The organism is Streptomyces sp. IBSBF 3136, from assembly GCF_036815105.1.
Classification (GTDB): Bacteria; Actinomycetota; Actinomycetes; order Streptomycetales; family Streptomycetaceae; genus Streptomyces.
In genome coordinates this window covers 1-10,967 of the sequence record NZ_JAJSZC010000246.1, presented here as the reverse complement: position 1 = coordinate 10,967, position 10,967 = coordinate 1, and the positions used below count along the sequence as shown (strand labels likewise).

The following is a 10,967-nucleotide window of genomic DNA, read 5'->3' as shown; positions in this document are numbered from 1 at the left end:
GGTCAGCCCTGGGGGCCGGCCCCGGTCATGCCGTGGACGGCGGGGACGGTGCCCAGGCGGCCCTTCTGGAAGTCCTCGAAGGCCTGCATCAGCTCGTCCTTGGTGTTCATGACGAACGGGCCGTAGTGGGCCATCGGCTCGCGGATCGGCTGTCCGCCGAGGAGGACGACCTCCAGGTCCGGGGTGTGCGAGTCCTGCTTCTCGTCCGCGCGGACGGTCAGCGAGGAGCCGGCGCCGAAGACGGCGGTCTGCCCCAGCCGGATCGGCCGGCGCTCGGCGCCGACGCTGCCGCGGCCCGCCATGACGTACGCGAGCCCGTTGAAGTCCTCGCGCCAGGGCAGCGTCAGCTCGGCGCCCGGGGCGAGGGTCGCGTGGATCATCGTGATCGGGGTGTGCGTGATGCCGGGGCCCTCGTGGCCGTCCAGCTCACCGGCGATCACGCGCAGCAGGGCGCCGCCGTCGGGGGTCGTCAGCAGCTGCACGTTGCCGCCGCGGATGTCCTGGTAGCGCGGGGCCATCATCTTGTCCTTGGCCGGGAGGTTCACCCACAGCTGGAGGCCGTGGAAGAGTCCGCCGGACACCACCAGGGACTCCGGCGGGGCCTCGATGTGCAGCAGGCCGGAGCCCGCCGTCATCCACTGGGTGTCGCCGTTGGTGATGGTGCCGCCACCGCCGTTGGAGTCCTGGTGGTCGAAGGTCCCGTCGATGATGTAGGTGACGGTCTCGAAACCGCGGTGCGGGTGCCAGGGGGTGCCCTTGGGCTCGCCCGGCGCGTACTCCACCTCGCCCATCTGGTCCATCATGATGAACGGGTCGAGGTGGCGGTAGTTGATCCCGGCGAACGCACGGCGCACCGGGAAGCCCTCGCCCTCGAAACCACTCGGCGCGGTCGTGACGGTCAGCACGGGGCGCGCCACGGCGTCGGCGGGAGCGGTCACGCGGGGCAGCGTCAACGGGTTCTCGACGGTCACTGCAGGCATGGTGGGACCTCCTTGTACGCTCAGTTTAGTTGAGCGTTGAACTTTCTACCACCCCACAACAGAGAGAGCCCGGAGGGCATTCCCTCCGGGCTCTCCATCGAGCGGGGCGGCCGGTCAGCCGTACATGCGGCGCATCGCGAAGTCGACCATCTGCTCCACCGCCTTGGCGTCGAACACCATCCGGTGCTCGCCCTCCATGTCCACGACGAAGCCGTAGCCGGTCGGCAGCAGGTCGATCACCTCGGCGCCGGTGATCACGAAGTACTTGGACTCCTTGCCCGCGTACCGCCGCAACTCCTTCAGCGAGGTGAACATGGGGATCACCGGCTGCTGGGTGTTGTGCAGGGCGAGGAAGCCCGGGGTGTCACCGCGCGGACAGTACACCTTCGACGTGGCGAAGATCTGCTGGAAGTCCTCGGCGGACATCTGCCCGGTGGTGAAGGCGCGCACCGCGTCCGCGAGCGAGGGCGGGGACGGCTCGGGATACAGCGGCGGCTGCTGCCCGTAGCCGCCGGCCATCGGCTGCTGCGGTGCGGCGTACTGCTGCTGGGCGCCGGCGTTCTGGTCGTAGCCGTACATGCGCAGAAGAGTACTCAGTCACAGATGACCGGATCGGGCTTGCGTCTTATTACCGACGGGTAGCATCATCGGAGAAACTTGTTGGTACGTGAACCAGATGCGAGGAGACAGTGCCTCGCCGAGTCCTATACGGAGCCGTCACCATGGGGCACTACAAGTCCAATCTCCGCGACATCGAGTTCAACCTCTTCGAAGTACTCGGCCGCGACAAGCTCTACGGCACCGGTCCGTTCGAGGAGATGGACACGGAGACCGCCAAGAGCGTCCTGGAGGAGCTGACCCGGCTCGCCGAGAACGAGCTGGCCGAGTCCTTCGCCGACGCGGACCGCAACCCGCCGGTCTTCGACCCCGAGACGAACACCGCGCCGGTCCCCGCGTCCTTCAAGAAGAGCTACAAGGCCTTCATGGACTCCGAGTACTGGCGGCTCGGCCTGCCCGAGGGCATCGGCGGCACGACGGCTCCCCCGTCCCTGATCTGGGCGTACGCGGAGCTGATCCTCGGCTCGAACCCGGCCGTGTGGATGTACTCCTCCGGCCCGGCGTTCGCCGGCATCCTCTACGACGAGGGCAACGACGTCCAGAAGAAGATCGCCCAGATCGCCGTCGAGCGCACCTGGGGCTCCACCATGGTGCTCACCGAGCCCGACGCCGGTTCCGACGTCGGCGCCGGCCGCACCAAGGCCGTCCAGCAGGAGGACGGCTCCTGGCACATCGAGGGCGTCAAGCGCTTCATCACGTCCGGTGAGCACGACATGGAGGAGAACATCCTCCACTACGTCCTCGCCCGCCCCGAGGGCGCGGGCCCCGGCACCAAGGGCCTGTCCCTCTTCCTCGTCCCGAAGTACCTCTTCGACTTCGAGACCGGCGAGCTGGGCGAGCGCAACGGCGTCTACGCCACCAACGTCGAGCACAAGATGGGCCTGAAGGCCTCCAACACCTGCGAGATGACCTTCGGCGACCGCCACCCCGCCAAGGGCTGGCTGATCGGCGACAAGCACGACGGCATCCGCCAGATGTTCCGCATCATCGAGTTCGCCCGCATGATGGTCGGCACGAAGGCGATCTCCACGCTCTCCACCGGCTACCTGAACGCCCTGGAGTACGCCAAGGAGCGCGTCCAGGGCCCCGACCTGGCCAACTTCATGGACAAGGCCGCGCCCAAGGTCACCATCACCCACCACCCCGACGTCCGCCGCTCGCTGATGACGCAGAAGGCGTACGCCGAGGGCATGCGCGCCCTCGTCCTGCACACCGCCTCCGTCCAGGACGCGATCGCCGTCAAGGAGGCGAACGGCGAGGACGCCAAGACCGAGCACGCGCTGAACGACCTGCTCCTGCCGATCGTCAAGGGCTACGGCTCCGAGAAGGGCTACGAGCAGCTCGCCCAGTCGCTGCAGACCTTCGGCGGCTCCGGCTTCCTGCAGGAGTACCCGATCGAGCAGTACATCCGCGACGCCAAGATCGACACCCTCTACGAGGGCACCACCGCCATCCAGGGCCAGGACTTCTTCTTCCGGAAGATCGTCCGCAACCAGGGCGCGGCGCTGAACTCCCTCGCCGAGGACATCAAGAAGTTCCTGGCGCTCGGCACCGGCGGCGAGGAGCTGGCCGGCGCCCGCGAGCACCTCGCCAAGGCCGCCGTGGAGCTGGAGGCCATCGTCGGCCTGATGCTGACCGACCTCGCCGCCACCGAGCAGGACGTCAAGAACATCTACAAGGTGGGCCTGAACACCACCCGCCTGCTGCTCGCCTCCGGTGACGTGATCGTCGGCTACCTGCTGCTCAGGGGCGCCGCCATCGCCGCCGAGAAGCTCCAGACGGCCTCCTCCAAGGACAAGGCCTTCTACACCGGCAAGATCGCGGCGGCGAAGTTCTTCGCGGCCAACGTCCTTCCGGGCGTCACCCTGGCCCGCAAGGTGTCCGAGGGCGTCGACCTCGACCTGATGGAGCTGGACGAGGCCGCGTTCTAAGGATTCCGCTTCTTCCAGAAGGACCGGATCCGCACCACTTCACAGCCGCCGTGGGCCCGCTCCCGTACCGGGAGCGGGCTCTCGCACGTCGTTAAGGTAAGCCACATGAGCGCACCAGCCCGCTTCGACCGCGGCCACACCGACGACCTGATGTCCTTCCTGGCGGCGAGCCCGTCGCCGTACCACGCCGTGGCGAACACCGCCGAGCGGCTGGAGAAGGCGGGGTTCCGGCAGGTCGCCGAGACGGACGCCTGGGACGGGACGAGCGGCGGCCGGTACGTGCTGCGCGGCGGGGCGATCATCGCCTGGTACGTCCCCGAAGGCGCCGCCCCCCACACCCCCTTCCACATCATCGGCGCGCACACCGACTCCCCCAACCTGCGCGTCAAGCCGCAGCCCGACAGCGGCGCGCACGGCTGGCGGCAGGTCGCCGTCGAGATCTACGGCGGCCCGCTGCTGAACTCCTGGCTCGACCGCGACCTCGGCCTGGCCGGCCGGCTCACCCTGCGCGACGGCTCCACCGTCCTCGTCGAAGTGGACCGGCCGCTGCTGCGCGTCCCCCAACTCGCCATCCACCTGGACCGCACGGTCACCTCGGACGGCCTCAAGCTCGACAAGCAGCGCCACCTACAGCCCGTCTGGGGCCTCGGCGACGACCCGCGCGAGGGCGACCTCATCGCCTTCCTGGAGGCCGAGGCGGGCCTCACGCCCGGCTCGGTGGCCGGCTGGGACCTGATGACCCACCCGGTGGAACGGCCCGCCCACCTCGGCCGCGACCAGGAACTCGTCGCCGGCCCCCGGATGGACAACCTGCTCTCCGTGCACGCGGGCGCCGCCGCCCTGGCCGCCGCCGCGACCTCCGGCGCCCCGCTCGGCCACATCCCGGTGCTGGCCGCCTTCGACCACGAGGAGAACGGCTCCCAGTCCGACACCGGAGCCGACGGCCCGCTGCTCGGCACCGTGCTGGAACGCTCGGTCTTCGCCCGCGGCGGCTCCTTCGAGGACCGGGCCCGCTCCTTCGCCGGCACGGTCTGCCTGTCCTCCGACACCGGCCACGCCGTCCACCCCAACTACGCCGAGCGCCACGACCCCACGCACCACCCGCGGGTCAACGGCGGCCCGATCCTCAAGGTCAACGTCAACAACCGCTACGCGACCGACGGTTCGGGCCGGGCGGTGTTCGCCGCCGCCTGCGAGAAGGCGGGCGTGCCGCTGCAGACCTTCGTCTCCAACAACTCCATGCCCTGCGGCACCACCATCGGCCCGATCACCGCCGCCCGGCACGGCATCCGCACCGTCGACATCGGCGTGGCCATCCTCTCCATGCACAGCGCCCGCGAACTGTGCGGCGCGGACGACCCGTTCCTGCTGGCGAACGCGCTCACCGCGTTCCTGGAGAGCTGACTCCCGCCCCCTGAGGTCCCCTTGGGCACCCGGCGCCGCAGCGAGCATGCACGGCGCCGGGCAGGGTACCCGGACGGCACCGGAAATCCCGGAACCGGAAGGGGAGGCGACGACTTATGGGCCTCGGCGGCTGCATCATCCTCATCGCCGTGGGAGCCATCCTCACGTTCGCGACCGACTGGCACATCCAGGGTGTCAATCTCGACCTCGTCGGCATCATCCTGATGGCGGTCGGTCTCATCGGCGTCGCCACGTTCAGCGGCATCGCCCGGCGCCGGCGGGTCGTCGTCCCGCCGACGACGCCGGTGGTCGAGGAGGAACCCCACCACCATCACCACGACGGCTACACCAACGGCTACGGCGTGTGAGCCACCCCGGCTACCGCTCGTCCGTCCCGGCCAGGACGAGCGGCAGCCGGTCGGTGCCGCCCTCGACGAGGCGCACCGGAACACCCCAGTCCTGCCGGTGCACATGGCAGGCCGGGTACTCGTTCGCCGGGTCGTCGTCGCACGAGGCCGCCATCGCCGACACGTGCAGCACACCCTCCGCGACGGCCGGGTCCAGCTCCAGTTCGCGCGCCAGCCCGGTGCCCGCCCCCTCGCCCCCGAGCAGCAGCCCGGGCGGCGTGGAGGAGACCAGCAGCCGGGTCGAGGGACCGTAGCGGTCGTCCGGCTTCTGCCCGGCGGGCGCCTGGAAGACGACGCCGAGCCGCAGTCGGCCCGGGGCGACCTCGGTCGCCTCGCGCGCGGTGCGGCGCGCGACCGCCGCCGCCCGCGCCGCCTCCTTCGGCAGCCGCAACCGGGTCAGCCGGTGCCGGGCCGACTCCACGACCACGATGTCCTCGCCGACCACCACGGCGTCGCTGGGCTCGCGCAGATCCGTGGCCGCCGTGCTGACCTCGCCGGTGGCGGGGTCGTAGCGGCGCAGCGCGTGGTTGTAGGTGTCCGCGACCGCCACCGAGCCGTCCGGGAGCACGGCGACGCCCAGCGGATGCTGCAACAGCGCCTGCCCGGCGGCGCCGTCGCGGTGCCCGAAGTCGAACAGGCCGGAGCCGACGGCCGTGTGGACGGCCCCGTCCACGTCCACCCAGCGCAGCGCCGAGGTCTCGGCGTCGGCCAGCCAGAGCCGGTCCGCGGTGGCCGCCAGACCTGAGGGCTGCGCGAACCACGCCTCGGCGCCCGGGCCGTCGACCAGCCCCTCGTCGGTGGTGCCGGCCGCCACCGCGACGGTCCCCGCCACCGGGTCGTACGTCCACAGCTGATGGACGCCTGCCATGGCGATCCACACCCGGCCGCCGAAGACGGCCACGTCCCACGGGGAGGACAGGTCCACCTCACGGGCCGGCCCCGAGGTGGCGGAGCCCCGCCACCACTGCCGGCCGGTACCGGCCAGGGTGGTCACCCCGCCGGTGGCCAGGTCGAGGCGGCGCAGCGCGTGGTTGACGGTGTCCGCGACCACCACCGCGGCGCCGTCCTCGGTCAGCGCCAGCCCCTGCGGCTCGCTGAAGGAGGCCCGCTCGGGACCGCCGTCGGCGAACCCGCGCGCACCGCTGCCGATCCGCCGTACGACCGTCTCGGCGTCCGTGGCCAGCTCCACCAGCTGGTGCCGGGTGGTGTCGCTGACCAGGAACGTCCCGCCGGGCAGCAGCAGCGCCTTGCCGGGGAAGCGCAGCACCGTCGGCTCGGGCTCCGGCGGCACGTAGGGGCCGTCACCGCGGCGCAGGGTGCCCTTCGCCGCGTGCTCCGCCTCCAGCTCCCCGACCAGCCGCTCGATGGCGTGCACATGCCCCTCACCGGCGTGCTGGGCGACCACGTACCCCTCGGGATCCACGACGACGAGCGTCGGCCAGGCCCGGACCGCGTACTGCTTCCAGGTGGCCAGCTCGGGATCGTCCAGCACCGGGTGCTCCACCCCGTACCGCTCCACCGCGTCCACGACCGCCCGGTGCTCGGCCTCGTGCACGAACTTCGGCGAATGCACCCCGACGACCACGACCGTGTCCCGGTGCTTCTCCTCCAGCTCCCGCAACTCGTCGAGGACGTGCAGGCAGTTGATGCAGCAGAAGGTCCAAAAATCCAGTACGACGATACGACCGCGCAGGTCGGACAGGGTGTACTGCCTGCCTCCCGTGTTCAGCCAGCCGCCCTTGCCGACCAGCTCGGGGGCGCGGACGCGGACGCGGCGGGGTGTGGAGTCGGTCATGGCTCCCAGGGTGCCACCCGGTGCCCGCGGCAGAGCCGGGAGGCGGATCAGCCCTGGTGGACGACGTCCCTGCCGGGGCCGCCGGACAGGGTGTCCCGGCCGGGGCCGCCGTAGAGCCTGTCGTCGCCGCTGTTGCCGTACAGGTGGTCGTCGCCGCCGTTGCCGTACAGGACGTCGTCACCCCTGCCGCCGTACAGCGTGTCGGCGCCCGCGCCGCCGAGGATCCTGTCGTCTCCGTCGTCGCCCGACAGGTCCTGGCCCGCCGCGCCGCCGCGCAGCACGTCGTCGCCCTTGCCGCCGTGGGCGATGACCAGGTCGCCGGTCGCGTCGATCGTGTCGTCGCCGTCGCCGCCCGAGGCCAGCCCCAGTTCGCCCACCGTGAGGGTGTCGTTCCCGGCGTCGCCCGAGACGGCGTTGCCGTCCAGGCGTCCGGTGTCGGTGAGCCGGTCGTCGCCGGGGCCCAGGGAGATCCGGGCGAAGCGGTACACCTGGCCGGTGGCGTTGGCGTAGGTGACGGTGTCGGCGCGGTCGCCGAGGTCCATCGTCAGGGCCGGGTAGGGGTCCTGGCTGTCCTCGCCGCTGACGGTGCAGGAGACCTTGGTGGCGTCGGCGCCGACGGGGTGGGCGCAGCCGTGGCCCGCCTCGATGGGGACGACGTCGTCGATCAGGTAGGTGATGCCGGGGCCGCGGCCGGTCAGGGACGCCGTGACGGTGGCCTTGTTGGTCTGGCCGGGGGCGGCGCGGTAGGCGAGCTGCCAGCCGTACCGGTTGACCTCGGCCGTGGCCGGCCGCGTCGCCGCGTCGGCGGGGCCGGCCACGGTGAGCGGTACGGCCAGGGCGGTGCCGAGGGCGAGGGCGAGCGCCGGGAGGGCGCGGGCCGGCCTGCGGCGGGCGGGACGAGAGGACATGGGAAACCTCCGGGAGAGCCGTGTGTGGCACCGAGTTCGGCGCGTTCGTCCCGTTCGACCCGGGGGCCCGGCGCATGGTTGGCCGACCGGCATGCGGGCACGGGAAGTTCATCGCGGGGCAACCCGGAGTCCGGGTGGACGGTGGCGGCCGGTCAGGCGGCCGGCCGGTCGTGCCACCTGCGCTCGGCGCGCAGCCGTGCCCTGACGCAGTTCCCGCGCGCACAGTTCCGCGGAGGCCCCGGCCAGATCGCCGTGGCCCTTCGGGAACGTGTGACGATCATGTCTTGCCGGGGAAGCGCTATGGGCATGAGATTCCTCGTGCGCGACCGGCTCCTCGGCATCGGTGACGACTACTGGATCGAGGACGAGCACGGCCGGAAGGTGTTCCTCGTCGACGGCAAGGCGATGCGGCTGCGGGACACCTTCGAGCTGAAGGACGCCCAGGGGCGCGTCCTGATCGACATCCACCAGAAGATGTTCGCCCTGCGCGACACGATGGTGATCGAGCGGGACGGCGAGGGCCTGGCCACCATCAGGCGCAAGCGGCTGTCCCTGCTGCGCCACCACTACCGGGTCTCCCTGGTCGACGGCACCGACCTGGACGTCAGCGGCCGCATCCTCGACCACGAGTTCGCCATCGAGTACGACGGGGAGCTGCTCGCCGTCATCTCCCGCCGTTGGCTGACCGTGCGGGACACCTACGGCGTCGACATCGTGCGCGACGACGCGGACCCGGCGCTGCTGATCGCGGTGGCGGTGTGCGTGATCCACCTGGCCCAGAAGGAGCGGGACGACGACTGACGGCGCCTGACCTGCCCGACGGCGGCCGGCCGTGCCTGCCTTCGACCGGCCGTGCCCGACTGCGGGACCGGCCGTGCCTGATCACGGCCGGCGGCGCCCGACCGAGCGTCAGCGGCGCGGGGGCGCGAGGCCGAGGACCCGGTCCTTCAGGGCGGGGAACTGCTCGCGGGTGGCCGCCGGCTTCGCCGGGTCCAGGTCGACCGTGAGGACCTCCTCGCCCGCGCCCGCCTCGGCCAGCACCTCACCCCAGGGGTCCACCACGATCGAGTGACCCGCCTGGGGAACTCCGGCGTGCGTCCCGGCCGTTCCGCACGCGAGCACGAACGCCTGGTTCTCCACCGCCCGTGCCTGGGCCAGCAGCGTCCAGTGCGCGCGTCGCCGTTCGGGCCAGCCCGCCGGGATGACCAGCGTCTCGGCGCCGGCGTCGACGAGGGAGCGGAAGAGTTCGGGGAAGCGGAGGTCGTAGCAGGTGGCCAGGCCGAGGACGGTGTCCGGCAGACGGACCGTCACCGGCACGCGCCCGGCGCCCATCAGCACGGCCTCGCCCTTGTCGAACCCGAACCGATGGATCTTCCGGTAGACGGCGGCGAGGTCGCCGGCGGGCGAGAAGACGAGGGAGGTGTTGTAGAGCGGGCCTTCGGGGTCGCGTTCGGGGATCGAACCCGCGTGCAGCCACACGCCCGCGTCGCTCGCGGCCTTGGCCATCACCTCGTACGTGGGGCCTTCGAGCGGCTCGGCCTCGGCGGCGAACTCCTCGTAGGCGAAGGCGCCGGTGGTCCACAGTTCGGGCAGGACCACGAGATCGGACCCGGCCTGGTCGCGGACGAGCGCGGCCGCCCGCTGCCGCCGGGAGGCAACCGATTCGTCCTCGTCCACGGCGATCTGGATCAGCGAGGCGCGCACACTACCACCGTCCTGGCATTCGAGTTGTTCACACGGGCCTACGATCGTCACACGAAAGCACTGCCGGGGTGCCTCACAGCAGCGTAACTTGGGGGTCCCCCCGGTTCGAGCCCAGCCGAGGACCGGGGGAGTCCCAAGACACCGCCGAGTGCAGCCACCTCCCGCTGGCAACGCTGCCACAACCTGCCCGTGTACCGACCGCCGAGGGGTCCTGTTCCGTGAGTCTGCATCCCACCCTCCAGCCCTACGCCGACGCCTGGACCCACTCCATCGAAGCGATATCCGAGCTCGTGGTCCCGCTCGTGGAGGGGGAGTGGAACCGGCGGACCCCGTGCCCGGGCTGGTCGGTCCGTGACGTCGTGTCGCATGTGATCGGCCTGGACTGCGAGATGCTCGGCGACCCGCGGCCGATCCACACGCTGCCCCGCGACCTCTTCCACGTCACCAACGAGCACCAGCGGTACAACGAGATGCAGGTCGACGTCCGCCGTCATCACACGGCGCCGGAGATGACGTCCGAGCTGGAGTACACGGTCATCCGGCGCAACCGCCAGCTGCGCAACGAGTCACGCGACCCCGGCACCAAGGTGCGCGGTCCGATGGGTTCCGACATCACCCTGGAACAGGCCATGCGGGCCCGCGCCTTCGACGTCTGGGTGCACGAGCAGGATCTGCGCACGGCCCTCGGCCGCCCCGGCAACCTCGACTCCCCGGGCGCGCTCATCACCCGTGACGTCCTGCTGGCCGCGCTTCCCGACGTGGTCGCCAAGGGTGCGGACGCGCCGCGCAGCTCGGCGATCGTCTTCGACGTGCACGGGCCCGTCGAGTTCCTGCGCACCATCCGGGTCGACATCCAGGGCCGGGGCACCCTGGAGACCACTCCCGCCCTCGGCCCGGCCGCGACGCTCACCCTCGACTGGGAGACCTACGTCCGGCTGGCCTGCGGCCGGGTCACCCCGGAGGCGGTCGCCGACCGCGTCAAGACGGAGGGCGACCCGGACCTGGCGGCGGCGATCCTGCGGAACTTCACGGTGACGCCGTAGAGCGGTCCCGTGTGCCGCCACGGGCAGGTCCCCGGCGGGCATCCGGCGTCGGCGCTCCGATGACGCGTGCCGCCGCGGGCCCGTCCCCGGCGGAAATCCGGTGTCGGCGCCGCGGTGCCGGAACTAGCGTGCCCGGCATGACCGACACCGCGACGCCCCCGCACCCCGACGACCTCC

10 protein-coding genes are annotated in these 10,967 nt (G+C 71.6%); 5 read left to right on the top strand and 5 right to left on the bottom strand.

Annotated features, from left to right (window positions below; all coding sequences use genetic code 11):
* Positions 1-2: 2 nt before the first annotated feature.
* A complete protein-coding gene (locus V7E45_RS34440) occupies positions 3-980 on the bottom strand; it encodes a pirin family protein (protein ID WP_333778180.1) in 978 nt (325 codons plus the stop codon).
* Positions 981-1,094: 114 nt separating this feature from the next.
* Positions 1,095-1,559, bottom strand: coding sequence for an SseB family protein (locus tag V7E45_RS34435; protein WP_020941181.1), 465 nt, complete (start codon positions 1,557-1,559; stop codon positions 1,095-1,097).
* Positions 1,560-1,702: 143 nt separating this feature from the next.
* On the opposite strand from V7E45_RS34435, the gene V7E45_RS34430 reads away from it, so the two are divergent.
* From V7E45_RS34430 to V7E45_RS34420, 3 genes are all read left to right on the top strand, one after another.
* Positions 1,703-3,529 (top strand): acyl-CoA dehydrogenase, encoded by a 1,827-nt coding sequence (locus tag V7E45_RS34430; RefSeq protein WP_317444451.1) that lies wholly within the window; start codon positions 1,703-1,705, stop codon positions 3,527-3,529.
* Positions 3,530-3,634: 105 nt separating this feature from the next.
* A complete protein-coding gene (locus V7E45_RS34425) occupies positions 3,635-4,933 on the top strand; it encodes a M18 family aminopeptidase (protein ID WP_333778179.1) in 1,299 nt (432 codons plus the stop codon).
* Between the two features lie 116 nt (positions 4,934-5,049).
* Complete coding sequence (locus tag V7E45_RS34420) at positions 5,050-5,301, top strand: DUF6458 family protein (protein ID WP_333778178.1); 252 nt, start codon at positions 5,050-5,052, stop codon at positions 5,299-5,301.
* 10 nt (positions 5,302-5,311) lie between these two features.
* Here the strand turns inward: V7E45_RS34420 and V7E45_RS34415 are convergent, their stop codons facing one another.
* Together V7E45_RS34415 and V7E45_RS34410 are read right to left on the bottom strand one after the other, a co-directional pair.
* The gene (locus V7E45_RS34415) at positions 5,312-7,135 is read right to left on the bottom strand and encodes an NHL domain-containing thioredoxin family protein (protein WP_333778177.1); all 1,824 of its coding nucleotides are present in this window, start codon (positions 7,133-7,135) and stop codon (positions 5,312-5,314) included.
* A gap of 47 nt (positions 7,136-7,182) precedes the next feature.
* Positions 7,183-8,043, bottom strand: coding sequence for a calcium-binding protein (locus tag V7E45_RS34410; protein WP_333778176.1), 861 nt, complete (start codon positions 8,041-8,043; stop codon positions 7,183-7,185).
* 306 nt (positions 8,044-8,349) lie between these two features.
* Between V7E45_RS34410 and V7E45_RS34405 the strand changes: the two genes are divergently transcribed.
* Entirely contained in the window at positions 8,350-8,844 is a 495-nt protein-coding gene (locus V7E45_RS34405; RefSeq protein ID WP_333778175.1) for an LURP-one-related/scramblase family protein, read from the top strand.
* Between the two features lie 108 nt (positions 8,845-8,952).
* On the opposite strand, the gene V7E45_RS34400 is transcribed toward V7E45_RS34405, so the two are convergent.
* A complete protein-coding gene (locus tag V7E45_RS34400; protein ID WP_333778174.1) occupies positions 8,953-9,747 on the bottom strand; it encodes a carbon-nitrogen family hydrolase in 795 nt (264 codons plus the stop codon).
* Between the two features lie 218 nt (positions 9,748-9,965).
* Between V7E45_RS34400 and V7E45_RS34395 the strand changes: the two genes are divergently transcribed.
* Entirely contained in the window at positions 9,966-10,790 is an 825-nt protein-coding gene (locus V7E45_RS34395) for a maleylpyruvate isomerase family mycothiol-dependent enzyme (protein ID WP_333778173.1), read from the top strand.
* Positions 10,791-10,967 lie beyond the last annotated feature (177 nt).

Bases quoted from the DNA above. Each gene is read 5' to 3' on its own strand.
- V7E45_RS34410 (WP_333778176.1), bottom strand. From the start codon at position 8,043: ATGTCCTCTCGTCCCGCCCGCCGCAGGCCGGCCCGCGCCCTCCCGGCG.
- V7E45_RS34435 (WP_020941181.1), bottom strand. From the start codon at position 1,559: ATGTACGGCTACGACCAGAACGCCGGCGCCCAGCAGCAGTACGCCGCA.
- V7E45_RS34405 (WP_333778175.1), top strand. From the start codon at position 8,350: ATGAGATTCCTCGTGCGCGACCGGCTCCTCGGCATCGGTGACGACTAC.
- V7E45_RS34425 (WP_333778179.1), top strand. From the start codon at position 3,635: ATGAGCGCACCAGCCCGCTTCGACCGCGGCCACACCGACGACCTGATG.
- V7E45_RS34440 (WP_333778180.1), bottom strand. From the start codon at position 980: ATGCCTGCAGTGACCGTCGAGAACCCGTTGACGCTGCCCCGCGTGACC.
- V7E45_RS34420 (WP_333778178.1), top strand. From the start codon at position 5,050: ATGGGCCTCGGCGGCTGCATCATCCTCATCGCCGTGGGAGCCATCCTC.
- V7E45_RS34415 (WP_333778177.1), bottom strand. From the start codon at position 7,135: ATGACCGACTCCACACCCCGCCGCGTCCGCGTCCGCGCCCCCGAGCTG.
- V7E45_RS34430 (WP_317444451.1), top strand. From the start codon at position 1,703: ATGGGGCACTACAAGTCCAATCTCCGCGACATCGAGTTCAACCTCTTC.